This is a genomic window from Geodermatophilus sp. SYSU D00708 (genome assembly GCF_054050115.1).
The window spans coordinates 12,176-30,113 of record NZ_JBJGYS010000045.1 but is presented as its reverse complement, the minus strand read 5'-3'; the positions used below and the strand labels follow the sequence as shown (position 1 = coordinate 30,113).

Sequence of the window (17,938 nt, the reverse complement as noted above, 5' to 3'; positions counted from 1 at the left end):
TGTCGCCTCCTGCGGGGCATTGCCGGGGTTCCTCGTCCAATGCCGGTGCTGCAGGACCGGCAACCCGCGAGGAACGCCCGCACGGCCCGCCGGCCCCGCTCAGGCGTCGGGGTGCTCGTCGAGGAGGGACGACGCCTCGGGCAGCAGCGGTCCGAGCTCGGGCAGCTCGTCGAGGCCGGCCAGCCCGAGCCGCTCCAGGAACAGCGGCGTGGTCGCGTACAGCCCGCCGCCGCTGTCGGGGTCGGTGCCCACCTCGTGCACCAGCCCGCGGGCGATGAGCGTGCGCATGACGCCGTCCACCCCGACGCCGCGGACGGCCGAGACCCGGGCCCGCGTGACCGGCTGCCGGTAGGCGATGACCGCCAGCGTCTCCAGCGCCGCCTGGGTCAGCCGGCTGCGCTGGCCCTCGCCGAGGTAGCGCTCGACGACGGGCGCGTGCTCCTCGCGGGTGTAGAGCCGCCACCCCTCCCCCACCCGGCGCAGCGTGATCCCGGCGCCGCGGCGGTCGTAGTCCCCGGCGAGCTCGGCGAGCAGGCGGCGCACCCGCGGCACGGGGCAGCGCAGGGCGCCGGCCAGGGTGACCTCGTCGACGGGGGTGTCGACGACGAACAGCAGCGCCTCCAGCCCCCCGCACAGCGCCGCGGGGTCGAGCTCGGGCTCGGGTTCCGGCTCCGGTTCGGGCTCGGGCGCGGCCGCCACCGGCGGGGGCAGCGGCGCGGGCTCGGGCACCGGCGCGGGCTCGGCCTCGTCGGGCGGCGCCGCCCGGTCGGCGACCCGCGCGGCGAGCTCGGCGGCGACGGCGTCCCACGTCGTGGGGTCCGGACCCTCCCGCTCCTCGGCCTCCTCCCGGGTGGCCGCCAGCTCCGCGGCCAGCGCCTCCCAGGAGACCGGCGGGCGCTCCTCACTCATCGGTACTCCTCGTCCGCGGCCTCGTCGTCGCCCGGGTCGGGCTCGTCGCCCCCGGTCCAGCGCACGTGCAGCTCCCCGAGCGGGGTCAGCTGCTCGAAGGTCACCCGCTGCTGGCGGTAGAGCTCCAGCAGCGCCAGGAAGCGGGCCACCACCTCGAGCGTGTGCCCGCAGTCGGCCGACAGCGCCCGGAAGGTCGCCGTCCCGGCCGTCAGCAGCTGGTTGCGCACCAGCAGCAGCTGCTCGGCGACGCTGACCGGCGGGGCGTGCAGGTGCGACACGCTGACCACCGCGGGGGCCTTGGGTGTGAGCGCCCGGGCGGCCAGCGCGGCGAACTGCTCCGGGGTCACGCCCAGCAGCACCTCGGGCACCAGGTCGGCGAAGCGCGGCTCGAGGCCGGCGTCCCGCGGGTACCGGCGGACCGCGTCGGCCTCGCGCGCGCGGAGGAACGCGGCGGCCTGCTTGTAGGCCCGGTACTGCAGCAGGCGGGCGAACAGCAGGTCGCGGGCCTCCAGCAGCTCGAGGTCGTCCTCGTCCTCGACGTCGGCGGCCGGCAGCAGCCGGGCGGCCTTGAGGTCGAGCAGTGTCGAGGCGACGACCAGGAACTCGCTGGCCTGGTCGAGGTCGAGCTGGTCACCGAGCGCGCGCAGGTGGGCGATGAACTCGTCGGTGACCTTCGACAGCGCGATCTCGGTGACGTCGAGCTTGTGCTTGCCGATGAGCTGCAGCAGCAGGTCGAACGGGCCCTCGAAGTTGGTCAGCCGGACGGTGAAGCGGCCCGGCGCGGCCTCCGGGGTCGTCTCGGAAGCCGCGCCGGGAGTCTCCACGTCCCCCGAGGGTAGAGAAAGGACCCGCCACCCTGGGCTTCCTGCAGGGTCCCGCCGCGAGCCTGCGAGCGGTGGGGGGCAGGAAGGTCCTTTCTCTCGCAGTCTCGGGGTGAGCCTCGGGACGGGGCCGGGTCAGCGGCCCTTGAGCCGCCGGACCAGCACCGAGTCCTCGCCGCGCTCGGAGAGGTCAGCGAGCAGGACGCCGATCGCCTCGCGCACGATGCGACCGCGGTCGGCGGCCACGCCGTGCTCGGCCCGCAGCGACAGCCGGGCGCTCTCCAGCGCGAGCAGCTCCTCGGCCGAGATGTAGACGGTGATCTTCTCGTCGTGCTTGACCCGCTCGGCGCGCTGGGCGCGGCCACGGGTCGGCCGCGACGGCGTGACCACCGGCGCCGGGGCCGGCGGCGTCCGGTAGGCCGCGAGCGCGTCGGCGGAGTCGGACGCCCCGCCGGGGACGAGCGTCAGCGGCGCGGTGGTCTCGGCCGGGGTCGGCTCGGCCGGCGCGGGACGCCGGGCGCCGGCCCCGCGCAGCGCCGGGGAACTCACCGTGGCGCTGATGCTGGGCAGCTCGGTGACCTCGGGGGTGGCCGGCGCGGTGTCGGTGCGGCGGAACAGCTCGGCCGCACCGGGCAGGACGGGACGCCGCGTCACGCTGCCTCCTCGCCGGCGCTCGTCGGGAGCGCGACGCAGCGTGCTGTGCTCGTCGGTGAGCTCGCGAGCTCGCTCACAGTGCCAGGACCTCCTTGGCCAGGTCGCGGTAGGCGGACGCACCCGAGGAGGTCGGCGCCCAGGTGGTGATGGGCTGCCCGGCGACGGTGGTCTCCGGGAAGCGGACGGTGCGCTGGATGACGGTCTGGAACACCGTGTCGCCGAACGCCTCGACCACGCGGGAGAAGACCTCGCGGCAGTGCACCGTGCGGGCGTCGTACATCGTGGCGAGGATCCCGGAGATCTCCAGGTCCGGGTTGAGCCGCTCCTTGACCTTCTCGATCGTGTCGACGAGCAGGGCCACGCCGCGCAGCGAGAAGAACTCGCACTCCAGCGGGATGACCACGCCGTGGGCCGCGGTCAGCGCGTTGACCGTGAGCAGGCCCAGCGAGGGCTGGCAGTCGATGAGGACGTAGTCGTAGTCGTCGCGCACGTCGGCGAGGACCCGCAGCAGGGTCTGCTCGCGGGCGACCTCGCTGACCAGCTGCACCTCGGCGGCGGACAGGTCGATGTTGCTGGGCACCAGGTCCAGGCCGGCGATCTCGGTCTGCACGAGGACGTCGCGCAGCGAGGTCCGCCGCTCCATGAGCGCGTTGTAGATGGTGCGGTCCATGTTCTGCGCCGGCACACCCAGGCCCACCGACAGCGCACCCTGCGGGTCCAGGTCGATGAGCAGCACCCGGCGGCCGTACTCGACCAGCGACGCGCCCAGGTTGATCGTCGACGTCGTCTTGCCGACGCCGCCCTTCTGGTTGCACATCGCGATGATCTTGGCCGGCCCGTGCTGCGTCAGCGGCTTGGGGTCGGGCAGGGGCCGCATCCGCGCGCGAGCAGGGTCCAGCCGCGAGGCGGCGGCGCCCATCTCCGGTCCGGTGTCGGTCGGGAGCGCGACGGCCTGACCGGCCACGTCCCCTCGCATCGCCATCGGTCTGTTGCCTCCACCTCGTACCCGTCCCGGCTCGTCGCCGGTGCGGTCAGCCGTTCTGCCGCTCGGGTGATCACGAAGGTAGGGACCTGGCAGCGATTTGCCGCGGAGGCACGCCGCGTGCCGTGTCGACTTGGCGACCCCTGACAACTCCTGTGACCGCGCAAGCCGAACGGCATGGCAACCTGCGCCGATTCGGTGGTGGCCAGCCTGTCAGCTCAGCGCTCGCGGATGGCTGCTGGCGTAGACCTCGCGCAGCCGGTCGACGGTCACCAGGGTGTAGACCTGCGTCGTCGTCACCGAGGCGTGGCCGAGCAGCTCCTGCACGACGCGGACGTCGGCGCCCCCGTCGAGCAGGTGGGTGGCGAACGAGTGCCGCAGGGTGTGCGGGGACACCTCCGCCGTGAGCCCCGCCCGCTCGGCGGAGGTCCGCAGGATCGCCCAGGCGCTCTGCCGGGACAGCGCGCCGCCGCGGGCGTTGAGGAACAGCGCGCCGCGGACGCCGGAGCGGCCGGCCGCGGCCAGCGCCGGGCGGCCCCGCACCAGGTACTCCTCCACCGCGCGCACCGCGTAGCTGCCGACCGGCACCACCCGCTGCTTGCCGCCCTTGCCGGCCAGCCGCACCGTCGCCTGGCCGTGGTCGAGGTCGTCGACGGCGAGCCCGACGGCCTCGGAGATGCGCGCGCCGGTGCCGTAGAGCAGCTCGAGCAGCGCCCGGTCGCGCAGCCCGCGCGGGCCCTCGACCGCGCCCGCGGCCTCGATCAGCGCCGCCACCGACTCGACCGGGATCGCCTTGGGCAGCCGCCGCGCCGGCGTGGGCGGGCGGACCTCGTGCGCGACGTCGTCCGGGACCAGGCCGTCGAGCAGCGCGAACCGGTGCAGCCCGCGGACGGCGACCACCGCGCGCGCCGCCGACGTCGCCGACAGCGGCGGGTGCTCGTCGTCCCCCTCGCGCAGCGCGGCGAGGAACCCCGCGACGTCGGACTCGGCCACCTCGGCCAGCCCGCGCACGCCCGCGGTCTCCAGGAACTCCGTGTACCGGCGCAGGTCGCGACGGTAGGAGGCGATCGTGTTCGCGGCCAGGCCGCGCTCGACGGTCAGGTGGTCGAGGTAGCCGGTGACGACCCGTTCGACGGCGCTCGGCGGTGCGGTGACGGTCAGCGGAGCACCTCCTCGAGCGGGACCGCGGTCATGCCGTGCGCCTGCGCCACCTCGGGCAGCACGACCTGCCCGGCCACGACGTTCACCCCGTGGGCGAGCGCGCGGTCGGCGCGGACCGCCGCCGCGGTGCCCTCGTTGGCCAGCGCCATGACGTAGGGCAGCGTGACGTTGGTCAGCGCGTGGGTCGAGGTGTTCGGCACCGCGCCCGGCATGTTCGCCACGCAGTAGAACACCGAGTCGTGCACGCGGAAGGTCGGCTCGTCGTGCGTGGTGGGCCGCGTGTCCTCGAAGCACCCGCCCTGGTCGACGGCGATGTCGACCAGCACCGACCCGGGCTTCATCCGCGCCACCAGCTCGTTGCTCACCAGCGTCGGGGCCTTGGCACCGGGCACCAGGACCGCGCCGATCACCAGGTCGGCGTCCAGGACGGCGCGCTCGACCTCGTAGGCGTTGGAGGCCACGGTCTGCAGGTGCCCCTGGTAGATGCGGTCGGCGGCGCGCAGCTTGTCGATGTCCTTGTCCAGGACGACGACCTCGGCCTGCATGCCCAGCGCGATGGCGGCGGCGTTCATGCCGGAGACCCCGGCGCCGATGACCACGACCTTCGCCGCGTAGACCCCGGAGACGCCGCCGAGCAGCACCCCGCGCCCGCCGTGCGCCCGCTCCAGGCTGTGCGCGCCCACCTGCGGCGCCATGCGGCCGGCCACCTCCGACATCGGCGCGAGCAGCGGCAGCGCGCCGTCGGCGGTCTGCACCGTCTCGTAGGCGATCGCGGTGGTCCCGGAGGTGACCAGCGCGTCGGTGCACTCCTTGGAGGCGGCCAGGTGCAGGTAGGTGAACAGCGTCTGCCCGGCACGCAGCCGCCCGTACTCCTCGGCGACCGGTTCCTTGACCTTGAGCAGCAGGTCGGCCTCGGCCCAGACGTCGTCGGCTGCGGCGAGCGTCCGCGCGCCGGCCGCGGTGTAGTCGGCGTCCGGGATGGAGGACCCCTCCCCCGCCCCGCGCTCGACCAGCACCGTGTGCCCGGCCCGCACCAGCTCGGTCACCCCGGCGGGGGTGAGCGCCACCCGGTACTCCCGGTTCTTGACCTCTCGGGGAACCCCGACCCGCATCGTCCGCTCTCCTGGTCCCGGCGGGGGCTCCCGAGGGTGACGGGACGCCCCGCACGTGTCTGGGCCGCCCGGTCGGGGCGGGCCTCGCGCGGAGTCTAGGGGGGCGCGGGCCCTCCGCCCGGCTGCGACGTGTGCCGCGCCACCTGGCCGGGTGATCGGCCGCCGCGTCCGGGTAGGGGGTCCGCACCCCGCCCGCGACCCGGAGGACTCCCTCATGCCGCTGTACGCCGCCCGCCCCGACCTCCGGGCCCGCCAGCTCGCGGCCGACCTCGGCCTGCTGGCCTGGGCCGTCGCGTGGGTGGTCGTGGCCCGCGTGGTGCACGGCGCGGTCCTCGCCCTGGCCGAACCGGGCCGGGCGGTGGAGGACCTCGGCGCGTCCGTGGCCGGGAGCATGGCGTCGGCGGCCGAGGCGGCCGGGGACGTCCCGGTGGTCGGCGACGACCTGGCGCGCCCGTTCGACGCGCTGGGCAGCGCCGGCAGCTCCGTCGGCGGGGCGGGCCAGGCCGCACAGGACGCCGTCGGCACGCTGGCCGCGGTGCTGGCCGTCGTCCTCGTGCTGCTGCCGGTGGGCTGGCTGCTGCTGCGCTGGGCGCCCTGGCGGCTGGGCTGGGTGCGGGAGGCCCGCGCCGCGCGGGAGGTCGACCCCGAGGTGCTGGCCGCACGGGCGCTGGCCACCGCCCCGCTGTCCCGGCTGGCCGCGCTGCCCCCGGGCACCGCGGCGGCCTGGCGCGCCGGCGACCCGGACGCCACGCGGTCGCTGGCCCGCCTCGAGCTCGACCGGCTGGGCCTCGCCGCCCCGGACACGGCGGCCGCGCCGGTTCCCGGTTGGCGTTGAGGACGGCCCCGCCCGTGCCGATGACTCCCCCGGACACGGGAGGCGGTTCATGGCCGGATCGGCGGGACGGCGACGGGGACGGGGACGGCGGCGCGACGGCCGGTACGGCACCGCCGTCGGCGTGCTGGCCGTCGGCCTGGTCGCGTTGAGCGCGCCGGCCGGCTCGCTCGCCGCCCAGCTCGCCGCGGTCACCGGCCCCTCGCGGCCCTCGGTCCCGCAGCCGGTGACCCCGCCGGCGGCGACGCTCGCGCCGGCTCCGGAGCCGGTCGTCGAGCCGCCCGTCATCGCCACCGGTCCCGCGCCGGTCGCTCCGCGCGGGGTCGACCTGGACGTGCCGCACCCGGTCGTGCCCCGCGGCAAGCCGATGGAGACCGAGCCGCCCCCGGCGACGTGCGGCAGCAACGCCTACCCGCGCCGCATCCTGCCCACGGTCGTGCCCGGGCCGGGGACGGCCACCCTCACCTGGCCGGCCGACAGCGACGACGACGTGCAGCGCTACCGAGTGCAGGCGGTCAGCCAGCGGCTCGTGCCCGGCGCCCAGGCCGAGCCCCCGACGCAGGTCGCCGCCCAGGTCGAGGGCTGCGAACAGGTGACCGTGCGGTTCGCCGGCCTGGAGCGCGGCGGGACCTACGTCTTCTGGCTGGAGGAGGAGGTGCTCGGCCGCTGGGCGGCGCGCTGGGTGCAGGTGGGGACGACCCAGCCCGTCGTCATCGGCTGAGGCCCAGGACCCGAGCGGCCCCAGCGCCGGGCGACCGGGTGCGCGGATCGGCAGGTCCCGGCGCGGGGCCTGCCGATCCGCGCACGCAGTCGGGGGACGCGCGCGGCTACTCGGCGTCGGCCGGGCGCAGCTCGGGCTTGGTGGCCCGCACCTGCGCCGCGGCGAGCACCCCGATCACCGCCGAGGCGTTGCGGATCCCGCCGGAGAACACCCGGGCGACCGCGTCGGCGAGCGGCACCCGCTCCACGGTCATGTCCAGCTCCTCGTGCTCGACGACGAAGCCCTCCGGCCGGTCGGCCTCCGACAGCCCCTCGGCGAGGTAGATCAGCACCTGCTCGCTGCAGAAGCCGGGGGTGCTGTAGTTGTTGACCAGCAGCGACCACCGCTCCGCGGAGAGGCCGGCCTCCTCGGCCAGCTCCCGCTGCGCCGTCGCCAGCGGGGCCTCCCCGTCGGCGTCGCGCAGGCCGGCCGGCAGCTCCCACAGGTAGCCGCCGACCGGGTGCCGGTACTGGCGGACCATCACGATCCGGTCCTCGTCGTCCAGGGCGGCGACGCAGACCGCGCCGATGTGCCGGACCACCTCACGGTCGCTCGTGCCGCCGCCGGGCATGGCGACGGTGTCGCGGACCAGCGTGATGATCCGGCCCTCGTGCAGCGTCTCGCTGGCGACGACCTCGTAGTCCCCGGGCCGGGCGGGCTCCACCACTAGATGCCCACCTTCTCCGCCTCGTCGACCGGCACCGGCAGCCGCGCGGACTCGGAGAAGTCGATCGCGGCCTGCACGAACGCGGCGAACAGCGGGTGCGGCCGGGTGGGGCGGCTCTTGAGCTCCGGGTGGGCCTGGGTGCCGACGAAGAACGGGTGGACCTCCCGCGGCAGCTCGGCGAACTCCACCAGCAGGCCGTCGGGCGAGGTGCCGGAGAAGACCAGCCCGGCCGCGCCCAGCTTGTCCCGGTAGGCGTTGGACACCTCGTACCGGTGCCGGTGCCGCTCGGTGATGTCGGTGCTGCCGTAGGCCTCGGCCGCGACCGAGCCCTTCTGCAGGCTGGCCGGGTAGCTGCCCAGCCGCATCGTGCCGCCCATGTCCCGCTGCCCGGCGACGACGTCGACCTGGCTGGCCATGGTCGCGATGACCGCGTCGGGGGTGTCCGGGTCGAACTCGGTGGAGTTGGCCTCCGGCAGCCCGGCGAGGTTGCGCGCGGTCTCGATGACCATGCACTGCAGGCCCAGGCACAGCCCCAGCAGCGGGACGCCGTTGACGCGGGCGAACCGGATGGCGCCGAGCTTGCCCTCGATGCCGCGCACGCCGAAGCCGCCCGGGATGCAGATCCCGTCGACGCCGGCCAGCGCCCGCTCGGCCCCCTCGGGGGTCTCGCAGTCGTCGGAGGGCACCCAGCGGATCTCCACCCGGCTGCGGTGCGCGAAGCCGCCGGCCCGCAGCGCCTCGGTCACCGAGAGGTAGGCGTCGGGCAGGTCGATGTACTTGCCGACCAGCCCGATGGTCACCGTCTGCTTGGGCGCGTGCACCCGGTCGAGCAGGTCGCCCCAGACGGTCCAGTCGACGTCCCGGAAGGGCAGGCCCAGCCGGCGCACGACGTAGGCGTCGAGGCCCTCGCGGTGCAGCACCTTGGGGATGTCGTAGATCGACGGCGCGTCGGGGCAGGAGATGACGCCCTCGGCGTCGACGTCGCACATCAGGCTGATCTTGCGCTTGAGCCCGGTGCCGATCTCCCGGTCCGACCGGCAGACCAGCGCGTCGGGCTGGATGCCGATGCTGCGCAGCGCGGCCACCGAGTGCTGGGTCGGCTTGGTCTTCAGCTCACCGGACGGCGCGATGTAGGGCACCAGCGAGATGTGCAGGAAGAAGCAGTTGTCCCGGCCGATCTCGTGCCGCACCTGGCGCGCGGCCTCGAGGAACGGCAGCGACTCGATGTCGCCGACGGTGCCGCCGATCTCGGTGATGACGACGTCGACCCGGCGGCCGTCCTCGTCCTGGTCGGCGCCGGCGAGGATGCGCCCCTTGATCTCGTTGGTGATGTGCGGGATGACCTGCACGGTGTCGCCGAGGTACTCGCCGCGGCGCTCCTTGGCGATCACGTCGCTGTAGACCTGGCCGGTGGTGACGTTGGCCCGGCCGGTCAGGTCGGTGTCGAGGAACCGCTCGTAGTGGCCGATGTCGAGGTCGGTCTCGGCGCCGTCCTCGGTGACGAAGACCTCGCCGTGCTGGAACGGGTTCATCGTCCCGGGGTCGACGTTGAGGTAGGGGTCCAGCTTCTGCATGGTGACCCGCAGGCCACGGCTGGACAGGAGCGCTCCGAGGGAGCTGGCCGTCAGGCCCTTGCCGAGGGAGGACACAACACCGCCGGTGACGAAGACGAACTTCGTCGGCTGCGAGTTGTGGAGGAGACCCCCGGGCCCGTAGTTACTGTTCCGCGTTCCAGACGGTCGATCCACGGGAGACGACCGTAACACGGTCGGGGCCCGCGACCGGGTCGGGACCGGGCGTGCCGTCGGCCACCTCTCGCGCCTCGGTGCCGCTCGCGCGCGGCGCGGCCGCCAGCCAGACCAGCAGCGGGACCAGCAGGGACGCCCCCGTCGCCGGCAGCGCCACGCCGGAGTCGTTGGCCGCCGCGCCGACCGCCAGGCTCAGCGCGGCGGCCACCAGCCCGGCCCGCAGCGCGGTCAGGTCGCCGGCCGGCAGGAGGTCGGCCCGGCCGCGCAGCAGCCCGGGCCCGCGGAGTGGACCGGGCAGCAGGCCCGCCCACCGTCCCCCGCCCGGGCGGACCAGCCACACCGCCGCCACCAGCGCCACCGGCAGCATCCAGGCCAGCGGGCTACCGAGCAGGATGCCCAGGTTGGCCTCGGCCTTGCGGCTGACCACCGTCCACGCCTCGCCGGTGAGCACCTGCTCGACGAACCGGCCCAGGTGGCTGCGCTCGGCCGCCGGGCGCAGCCAGTCGACCACCGCGAGCGTGCTCACCGCGACGACGGCCAGCGCCAGGACGGCGACCAGCCGGGACACCGTCACCCGGGTGCGGGTGAGCAGCATGGCCAGCAGCACGAACCCCGGCAGCGCGGCGAGCACGCCGCCGAAGTCCCGGCCGAGGGACGGCGCGCCGATCACCAGCACGGTGAGCACGCCCGCGCCCAGCACGGTGCCGGCCACGACGGCCCGGCTCCGGCCGGCGGGGGCCCGCCGTCCGGCCGCCGTCGCCGCGGCCGCGGTCAGCAGCAACGCGCTGACCGACAGCAGGCCGAAGGTGAGGTTGCCGTAGCCGGTGAACCGGCCGGCGACGATCGCGTCGTAGCCCAGCAGGCCGTTGAGCTCCAGGTGCGACCCGGTCAGCACGTCGCCCACCAGCGTGGCGAGGGTGATCGCGAGGACGGCGGCCGGCGGCCCCAGCCGGGAGGTGCGCCACGGGCCCAGCGCGGCGACGGCCAGGACGGCGAGCGCGGCGACGACCACCGCGCCGGCCAGCGCCAGCCGGGGCGCCCCGGCCCGCTCCCAGGGCAGCAGCCCGGCCAGGTAGGTGGCCACCGGCAGCGCCGCGACCCCCAGCGCGACCGGCCGGACGGCGCCGCGCAGCCGCTCCCCCACCGGCCGCGGCGCCCGGCCGCGACGGCGGCCCCCGGCCACCAGCAGCCCCAGCGCGACGACGGCGGCGTCGGCCAGCACCAGGCCCCAGAAGAACGCCCCGGTGCTGCGGTAGTGCACCGCGGCCGCGGTGTTGGCCTGGTCGAGGACGCCGACCGCCTCGGCGAGCTCCGGCCGCTCCCCGCCCGCCCCCAGCGGCTGGCCGTTCATCGAGGACGGCTCGGCCAGGCCCAGCGCGTCGAGCACGGTCGGGGCGACGTCGATGAGCTGGGTGTAGGGCGCCCGGCCGGTGCTGGCCGAGGTGAGCCAGCCGGGGTCGTCCAGGCCGGGGCCCGACGCGATGCCCACGTGCAGCTGCGGCCGGCCGTCGTTGACCTCGGAGATCCCCTGCAGCAGGAGCAGCGTCTCCCCCGGTGCGGCCGCCACCGCCTCGACCAGCCGGCCGACGGCGGCGTCGATGAGCGCCAGGGCGGTGGCCCGCGGCTGCGGCTCGGTCCCGGTGTCGCTGCCCTCCAGCGCCGGCTCGCCCGCGTCGACCAGCGCGTCGAGCGAGACCAGGGTGAGCGGGCAGCCGGTCAGCAGCTCCCCGACCAGGACGGGGTCGGTCGGGAGCGCGTCGGTCTGCGACAGCGCCACCCCCGGCGCGGCGACGGCCAGCGCCGGGGCGCGGCCCACCACGGTGGCACAGCCGACCGCGCTGCCCAGCGCCGCAGGCTCGGCGCCGAACCGGGCGGTGCTCTCGTCGCCGGCGACCGCGGCGACCGCCGACTGCGGATCGGCCAGCCCCTCCGCGGCAAGCCGCTCCTGCAGCCCGCAGTGCGACAGCGCGGGGCTGGCCGGCGGCACCGGGGGCACCTGCTCCTCGGGCACCGCGTCGTCCCCGGGCGGAGCTCCCGGATCGGCCGGGTCGGGGTCCGCGCCAGGGGTCTCGCCGGGCAGCGGGACCGTCGGCAGCGGCACGGGCGGCACCGACTCGTCCGGCGCCGGGAAGCGGGCGCGGTTGCCGGCGCCCAGGGTGGCCCACCCGTCGAGCAGGCAGCTGGTGGCCCGGGCGGCGCGGACCGACACCGCGGAGATCGGCGAGCGCTCGGCCAGCGCCCACAGCTGCGGGGTCGTCTCCGGGTCGACGTCGCTCCACACCAGGCCGGGCACGCCGACGACGAGGACGCGGTCGGCGGCCGCCTCGCCGGCCGGGGCCGCGGCCGCGCCGCCGGCGACGGTCAGCAGCACGGCGAGGACCGCGAGCAGCAGGGCTGCGCAGCGGGCTCCGCCTCGCGCGACCGGGCTCATCGGGCGCCGGCCTCCGGTGGTCCGAGCAGCTCCCGGTAGACGGCCACCAGCTGCCGGGCCGTGGCCGCCTCGTCGGGCCAGCTGGCGGCCTGGCGGGTGCCCGCCTCGGCCAGCCGGCGGGCCCGCTCGGGGTCGGCGAGCAGGCCGGCGACGGCGTCGGCGAGCGCGGCGGCATCCCCGACCGGCACCAGTTCCGCGCCGTCGCCGAGCAGCTCGGGCAGCCCGCCCGTGCGGGTGGCGACCAGCGGCGTGCCCGACCGCAGCGCCTCCTGCGCGGTCAGGGAGCGCGCCTCCCAGCGGGAGGGCAGCACCGCGAGGTCGGCGGCGGCCAGCAGGTCGGCGACCTCGCGGCGCCGGCCGAGCAGGACGACGGGCAGCCGCTCGACGGCGATCCGCCGGTCGAGCTCCTCGTGCAGCGGGCCGTCCCCGGCGACGGCGACCAGCGGCGCGGCCGGCAGCCGCGGGTCCCCGGCCCACCGGGCGGCGGCGTCGAGCAGGACGTCGTAGCCCTTCTGCGGGTGCAGCCGGCCGACGGCGACCACCAGGGGGCGGCCGTCGGCCAGGCCCAGCTCGGCGCGGACCTGCTCGCGCGTCCGGACGGGAGCGGGCAGCGGCGGCGCGGACACCGGGGCGACGCGCACGTCGCGGGCGCCCTGCCGCCAGGCGTTGTCGGCGAGGTCGCCCGAGGCGGCCAGGACCACGTCGGCGCTGCGAATCGTGGCCCGCTCGGCGACGGCCAGCACCCGCCGCTTGACCCCGCCGCCCTCGGGCAGCGCGTTGTGCAGCGTGAGGACCAGCGGCCGGCTCCGGTCGCCCAGCCGGCGGGCCGCGGCGGCCACCAGCCCGGCCCGGAGCCCGTGGGCGTGCACCAGGTCGGCATCGGCGGTGGCCCGCCGCAGCGCGGTCACGGCGCGGGCGTCGGCCAGCGGGGCCAGCCCGGCGGAGATCTCCACCGGCGCGAACCGGGCACCGGTGGCGGTGAAGGCGAACAGCCGCTCGGTCGCCGCGGGCCCGCAGACCCCGGCAGCGGAGCCGGCCGCCATCAGCGCGGGGAGCACGGCGCGCACGTGCGTACCGACGCCCCCGGTGCTGGTCGCCAGCACCTCGGCGACCCGGCGGCCCGCCAGCGGCAGCGGCTCAGCCACCGTGCACCTCCTGCCGATCCGACGTTCGCAGCCCGCGCACGGCCGCCCGCAGCGGACGCCGCGCCGTGCCCATCATGACCGCCGCCGCGACGACGACGGCAGCCGCCGCGGCGAGGACGCCGGCTCCGACGACGCCGACCAGGCCGCCCTCGGCGACGGGGTCGGCACCCAGCAGGCGGGCGACGGCGAGCCCGGCCGCGGCGCCCAGCCCGGCGGCGAGCAGGGCCGGGACGCCGGTCCGCAGCACCCCGGTGAGCCCGGCCGGGCCGACCTCGCGGGCGACGACGGCGAGCAGCGCGAGGCCGGCGACGGTCACCCCGACCGTGTGGCCGGCGCCCAGCGCCACTCCGCGGGAGGACGCCGGCAGCACCCCGGCGAGGACGACGTCGGCGGCGACCGCGAGCAGCCAGCCGCCGAGCACGCAGACGGTGGGCGCCTTCCACCGGCCGCGGGCGTAGAGGGCGCGGGTGAGCAGCGCGACCAGCCCGTAGCCGAGCAGGCCGGGCGCGAAGGCGATGATCGTGTCCCGCAGCGCGGCGACCTGGACCGGCGGCTCGGCGGCCAGGAAGACCCGCGCCATGGGGCCGGACACCGCGACCAGCACCGCCGCGGCGGCGAGCGAGCCGACCACCACGAGGACGGTGACCGGGGCCAGCGCGCGGCGGAAACCGGCCTCGTCCCCGGACTCGGCGCGCTCGGCCAGGCCCGGGTAGGTGGAGGTGGCCAGCGGCACGGCCAGCGCCGCCCAGGGCACGAGGAACAGCGTCAGCCCGGCCGTGTAGACCACCTGCGTGCCGTCCGGGGCGCCGGCGCTGGCCAGCCGGATCGCGACCACCGCGACCAGCTGCTGCCCGGCGAGGGTGAGCACGCCGGCCACCGCCAGCCGCCGCACCCGGGGCGCGGCGCCGACCGGGAAGCGCAGCGACGGGCGCAGGCCCAGCCGCAGCCCCCGCAGCGGCACGAGCAGGCTCAACGACAGGGCGGCCACGCCCAGCGTCGTCCCCACCGAGAGGACCAGCTCCGCCGGGGTCGACAGGTCCTCGGCCGACCGGCTGCCGCCGATGGCCGCGAAGGTCAGGTACGCCGCCGCGACCACGACGCTGGACAGCAGCGGCGCCAGCGCCGGGCCGCCGAACCGGCGATGCGCCTGCAACACGCCGGTCAGCACGATGCCGATGCCGTACAGCACGATCTGCGGCGCGAAGACCAGCAGGAACCGGGCGGCGAGGTCGACCTCGACGGGGTCCGCGCCGCCGAGCAGCGCCCGGGCGATCGGCTCGGCCAGCACCGCGACCAGCACGGCCAGCGGGGTGAGGACCAGCAGGCTCCAGCCGAGCAGCGCCGAGGCGGTGCGCCGCACCTGCTCCCGGTCGCCGGAGGCGATCCCCCCGGCCAGCATCGGGACGACGAGGCTGGCCAGCGCGCCGCCGGCGACCACCTCGAAGACGATGTTGGGGACGTTGTTGGCCGCCACGTAGGTGTCGCCGGTGCTGTCGGCGCCGACGGCGTTGGTGAACACCAGCGTCCGGCCGAACCCTGCCAGCCGCGCCAGGATCGTGAGGACGGCGATCAGCGCGGCGGCACCGGCCACGCCGGACGCCAGCCGCCGGCGGCGTGCCCGGCCTCCTCGCCGGGGCTCGTCGGCTGCCGAGGTGCGGCTCGCTGCCTCCACGAGCTCGCTCACGCCGGCCGGCGGCCGAGCCGGTCCAGTTCCCGCAGCCCCGGCGTGGCCTCGATGACCTGGGTGAAGCTGACCTTCTCGCTGGCCAGGGTCAGCGCCACGACGCCGGCGAGGAGGCCGGCGCGGGCCGGGCGTCCCGGCAGCGCGGCCAGCCGCAGGCCGAGCAGCGCGCCGACGGCGTTGGCGCCGCAGTCGCCGAGCATGACCCGCTCGCCGAGGTCGGCGGGCAGGACCGCCAGGCTCGCACCGAGCGGTCCGGCGACCAGGGAGCCGGCCGGCCCCCCCAGGCCGGCGGCGGCGACCAGGCTCGCGGCCTTGGCCGCCCGCCCGGGGCGCAGGTCGAGCAGGTTCACCAGGTTCGCCGTGCCGGCGACCAACCCGGTGGTGAGGACGGCGTCGGCCAGCCCGCCGGCGCCCCGCTCCCGCCCGGTCAGCAGCGCGGCGGCCGCGGCGGCGGCGCCGATGCCGGCGACCTTGACCGCCCCGGCCGAGACGCGCCCGGCCCGCAGTGCGCGCAGGTGACCGGCCAGCCCCTTGTCGCGGGCCTGCTCGGGTCGCGCCCCGGCGAGGTCGTCGTAGCCGCCGACGAGTCCGGAGACGGTGCCGGCGACCGCGGCCGCGGCGCGCCACCCGGGGAGGGCGCCGGCGACCGCGCCGCCCGTGGCGGCGGCCGCCAGCGCGGGGCCGCCGAGCAGGGTGACCGGCCGGCCGGCGTAGTTGGTGCGCCGCCACGGCGCCCCGGCCGGGCGGGCGGTGACCGCGGCCCCCGCCGCCAGGCCCAGCCGCGCCGCGGCCGCGCCGCCGAGCGCGAGCAGCAGCCGGCGCCGCGCGCCGCCGTCCGCGCGGCGGGTCACGGGGTCGCGGCCGGGACCGGCGGCACCGGCTGGGTGTCCTCGCTGGTGCCGTACTTGCCCGAGGTGCCCTCGCGCTCGCGGGTCAGCGCGAGCACCGTGCTGATCCGGCCGGCAGCGGCCTGGACGTTGTCGACGGTGGACACCGCGGCAGAGGTCTCGGGGTCGGCCCGGATCACGCCGACCAGCCCGGTCCCGCGGGCCGACGGCGTGTCCCCGGCGACGACCGCGCCGGAGCCGCGGGCGTCGAGGGCCAGGGCCAGGTCGACCAGGGTGCCGGTGCGCTCCTCGGCCTCCTCCTCGGGGAAGTCCCCGGCGGTGAGGACGACGGCGTAGTCGGCCGGGGTCACCGCCGGCGACTCCTGGGTGAGCACCTCGAGCGCGGACAGGCCGGCGAGCACCGAGGAGAGCGCGGCGGTGTCCGGCGCCTCCCCGGCGGTCGGGCGCATGAGCACCTGGGACAGGAGCGCGGCCACGAGCTGGCCGGTGTCGTCGGTCTCGGGGAGGGTGATGCCGGTCGGCAGCCCGGGGCCCGTGACGTAGCTCTGCAGGCTGCTGGCCGTCGCCGGGTCGGTGTACTCGGGCTGGAGCTGGACGGTGCCGGTCACCGTGCCGCCGGCCTGGCCGACCAGGGTCGAGACCTCGTCGACGGTGTCGGCGGCGACCTCCTCGCCGGTGACGACGAGGACGACGCTGCGGCCCTCGAGGCTGCGCGCCACCAGGGCAGGGGCGACCGCCTCCTCGAAGGCGTCGCCGGAGTCCAGCTGGGCCTGCAGGGCCTGGTTGGAGTCCTCCAGGTCGCGCTTGTCCTGCGTCAGCGCGCCCACCTGGGTCTCGAGGTCGGCGAGGATCGGCTGGTTGAGCGCCGTGGTGCCGATGACGATGCCGAGGGCGACGGCCAGGAACACCGCGATCAGCGAGACCAGGTGGTAGCGGAAGTCGATCACGAGAAGAGGTTCTCCAGCCAGAACACGAAGCTGTTCCATTGGTCGAGCAGCAGGTCGAAGTAGACCCGGCCGGCTGCCGAGACCGCGAGGGCCGACCCGATGGCGATGAAGGCGGCGAGCACCAGGATGACCAGCGCGGTCGTCGAGATGCGGCTGCGGTAGAGCCGGCTCACGCCCTTGGCGTCGACGAGCTTGCCGCCCAGCCGCAGCCGGGTGAGGAAGGTGGAGGCCATGCCCCCGCGGCCCTTGTCCAGGAACTCGACGAGGGTGGCGTGGGTGCCGACGGCGACGATGAGCTTGGCGCCCTTCTCGTCGGCCAGCAGCATCGCGATGTCCTCGCTGGTCGCCGCGGCCGGGAAGGTGATCGCGTCGACGCCGAGGTCCTGGACGCGGGCCAGGCCGGGGGCGCGCCCGTCGGCGTAGGCGTGGACGACGACCTCGGCGCCGGAGCGCAGCACGTCGTCGCTCACCGAGTCCATGTCGCCGATGATCATGTCCGGCTGGTAGCCGGCCTCCTTGAGCGCGTCGGCCCCGCCGTCCACGCCGATGAGCACCGGCCGGTAGTCGCGGATGTAGGACCGCAGCGCCTGCAGGTCCTCCTTGTAGTCGTAGCCGCGGACGACCACGAGGACGTGCCGGCCCTCGATCTGCGTGGCGACGTCGGGCACGCCGACGCCGTCGAGCAGCAGCGCGCGCTCGCGCTTCATGTACTCCATCGTGTTGGTGGCGAACGCCTCCAACTGGGTCGACAGGCCCGCCTTGGCCTCGGCCATCGCCTCGGCGATCGTCTCCGGGGTCTGCTCGGTGCCCTCGGCGACGACGGTGCCGTCGTCGAGCACCAGGCGGTTGCCGTCGAGGCGGGCGTGGGTCCCCTCCTTGACCGCGGCGAGCACGTCCTTGCCGACACCGTCGACCAGCGGGATGCCGGCGTTGGTGAGGATCTCGGGACCGAGGTTGGGGTAGCGGCCGGAGATGCTGGCCGAGGCGTTGACCACAGCAGCGACCCGGCAGGCGACGAGGGAGTCGGCGCTGACCCGGTCGATGTCGACGTGGTCGATCACGGCGATGTCGCCGGGCCGCAGCCGCTTGGTGAGGTTCTTCGTGCGGCGGTCCAGCCGCACGGTGCCGGTCACGCCGGGGGCCGCCTCGGGAGCCCGGCCGCGACGCAGGGAACCGATGCGCATCCCTGCACTCTCCCACGGTGCCGGAGGGGGGCCGCCCACCGACTCGCGTCCTC

Annotated in this window: 16 protein-coding genes; 2 read left to right on the top strand and 14 right to left on the bottom strand. The window is 76.5% G+C overall.

Annotated features, from left to right (window positions below):
- Positions 1–99: 99 nt before the first annotated feature.
- The 6 genes from scpB to ald all read right to left on the bottom strand — a co-directional run bounded on the left by scpB (position 100) and on the right by ald (position 5,639).
- A complete protein-coding gene (scpB, locus tag ACI79D_RS23760) occupies positions 100–909 on the bottom strand; it encodes an SMC-Scp complex subunit ScpB (RefSeq protein WP_456920995.1) in 810 nt (269 codons plus the stop codon).
- On the bottom strand, positions 906–1,733 hold the full coding sequence (locus ACI79D_RS23755; protein ID WP_456920994.1) for a segregation and condensation protein A: 828 nt from the start codon (positions 1,731–1,733) through the stop codon (positions 906–908). The genes scpB and ACI79D_RS23755 overlap by 4 nt, the downstream gene beginning before the upstream one ends.
- Positions 1,734–1,865: 132 nt before the next feature.
- Positions 1,866–2,384 (bottom strand): hypothetical protein, encoded by a 519-nt coding sequence (locus ACI79D_RS23750; protein WP_456920993.1) that lies wholly within the window; start codon positions 2,382–2,384, stop codon positions 1,866–1,868.
- Between the two features lie 73 nt (positions 2,385–2,457).
- Positions 2,458–3,366 (bottom strand): ParA family protein, encoded by a 909-nt coding sequence (locus ACI79D_RS23745; RefSeq protein WP_456920992.1) that lies wholly within the window; start codon positions 3,364–3,366, stop codon positions 2,458–2,460.
- A gap of 213 nt (positions 3,367–3,579) precedes the next feature.
- Positions 3,580–4,527: a site-specific tyrosine recombinase XerD gene (xerD, locus tag ACI79D_RS23740; protein ID WP_456920996.1), complete on the bottom strand. Its 948-nt coding sequence runs from the start codon at positions 4,525–4,527 to the stop codon at positions 3,580–3,582.
- Complete coding sequence (ald, locus tag ACI79D_RS23735) at positions 4,524–5,639, bottom strand: alanine dehydrogenase (protein WP_456920991.1); 1,116 nt, start codon at positions 5,637–5,639, stop codon at positions 4,524–4,526. The genes xerD and ald overlap by 4 nt, the downstream gene beginning before the upstream one ends.
- 214 nt (positions 5,640–5,853) lie before the next feature.
- Here ald and ACI79D_RS23730 point away from each other — a divergent pair, with 214 nt between their 5' ends.
- The gene (locus tag ACI79D_RS23730) at positions 5,854–6,474 is read left to right on the top strand and encodes a hypothetical protein (protein ID WP_456920990.1); all 621 of its coding nucleotides are present in this window, start codon (positions 5,854–5,856) and stop codon (positions 6,472–6,474) included.
- Between the two features lie 49 nt (positions 6,475–6,523).
- Positions 6,524–7,192 carry a hypothetical protein gene (locus ACI79D_RS23725; protein ID WP_456920989.1) on the top strand — a complete coding sequence of 223 codons (669 nt, stop codon included), beginning with the start codon at positions 6,524–6,526 and terminating at the stop codon, positions 7,190–7,192.
- Positions 7,193–7,298: 106 nt separating this feature from the next.
- Here ACI79D_RS23725 and ACI79D_RS23720 read toward each other — a convergent pair whose 3' ends face one another.
- The 8 genes from ACI79D_RS23720 to steA are packed head-to-tail and all read right to left on the bottom strand — an operon-like array spanning position 7,299 to position 17,885.
- On the bottom strand, positions 7,299–7,898 hold the full coding sequence (locus tag ACI79D_RS23720; RefSeq protein ID WP_456920988.1) for an NUDIX domain-containing protein: 600 nt from the start codon (positions 7,896–7,898) through the stop codon (positions 7,299–7,301).
- On the bottom strand, positions 7,898–9,646 hold the full coding sequence (locus ACI79D_RS23715) for a CTP synthase (RefSeq protein WP_456920987.1): 1,749 nt from the start codon (positions 9,644–9,646) through the stop codon (positions 7,898–7,900). The genes ACI79D_RS23720 and ACI79D_RS23715 overlap by 1 nt, the downstream gene beginning before the upstream one ends.
- Positions 9,615–12,077: a hypothetical protein gene (locus ACI79D_RS23710; protein ID WP_456920986.1), complete on the bottom strand. Its 2,463-nt coding sequence runs from the start codon at positions 12,075–12,077 to the stop codon at positions 9,615–9,617. The genes ACI79D_RS23715 and ACI79D_RS23710 overlap by 32 nt, the downstream gene beginning before the upstream one ends.
- Complete coding sequence (locus ACI79D_RS23705) at positions 12,074–13,222, bottom strand: glycosyltransferase family 4 protein (RefSeq protein ID WP_456920985.1); 1,149 nt, start codon at positions 13,220–13,222, stop codon at positions 12,074–12,076. The genes ACI79D_RS23710 and ACI79D_RS23705 overlap by 4 nt, the downstream gene beginning before the upstream one ends.
- A complete protein-coding gene (murJ, locus tag ACI79D_RS23700; protein ID WP_456920984.1) occupies positions 13,215–14,906 on the bottom strand; it encodes a murein biosynthesis integral membrane protein MurJ in 1,692 nt (563 codons plus the stop codon). Before murJ ends, ACI79D_RS23705 begins: the two co-directional genes overlap by 8 nt.
- A complete protein-coding gene (locus ACI79D_RS23695) occupies positions 14,903–15,757 on the bottom strand; it encodes a hypothetical protein (protein ID WP_456920983.1) in 855 nt (284 codons plus the stop codon). The genes murJ and ACI79D_RS23695 overlap by 4 nt, the downstream gene beginning before the upstream one ends.
- Complete coding sequence (locus ACI79D_RS23690) at positions 15,754–16,701, bottom strand: copper transporter (RefSeq protein ID WP_456920982.1); 948 nt, start codon at positions 16,699–16,701, stop codon at positions 15,754–15,756. Before ACI79D_RS23690 ends, ACI79D_RS23695 begins: the two co-directional genes overlap by 4 nt.
- Positions 16,698–17,885, bottom strand: a complete 1,188-nt coding sequence (gene steA / locus ACI79D_RS23685; RefSeq protein ID WP_456920981.1) for a putative cytokinetic ring protein SteA — start codon at positions 17,883–17,885, stop codon at positions 16,698–16,700. Before steA ends, ACI79D_RS23690 begins: the two co-directional genes overlap by 4 nt.
- Positions 17,886–17,938 lie beyond the last annotated feature (53 nt).

Bases quoted from the DNA above. Each gene is read 5' to 3' on its own strand.
- scpB (WP_456920995.1), bottom strand. From the start codon at position 909: ATGAGTGAGGAGCGCCCGCCGGTCTCCTGGGAGGCGCTGGCCGCGGAG.
- ACI79D_RS23745 (WP_456920992.1), bottom strand. From the start codon at position 3,366: ATGGCGATGCGAGGGGACGTGGCCGGTCAGGCCGTCGCGCTCCCGACC.
- ald (WP_456920991.1), bottom strand. From the start codon at position 5,639: ATGCGGGTCGGGGTTCCCCGAGAGGTCAAGAACCGGGAGTACCGGGTG.
- ACI79D_RS23730 (WP_456920990.1), top strand. From the start codon at position 5,854: ATGCCGCTGTACGCCGCCCGCCCCGACCTCCGGGCCCGCCAGCTCGCG.
- ACI79D_RS23725 (WP_456920989.1), top strand. From the start codon at position 6,524: ATGGCCGGATCGGCGGGACGGCGACGGGGACGGGGACGGCGGCGCGAC.
- ACI79D_RS23710 (WP_456920986.1), bottom strand. From the start codon at position 12,077: ATGAGCCCGGTCGCGCGAGGCGGAGCCCGCTGCGCAGCCCTGCTGCTC.
- steA (WP_456920981.1), bottom strand. From the start codon at position 17,885: ATGCGCATCGGTTCCCTGCGTCGCGGCCGGGCTCCCGAGGCGGCCCCC.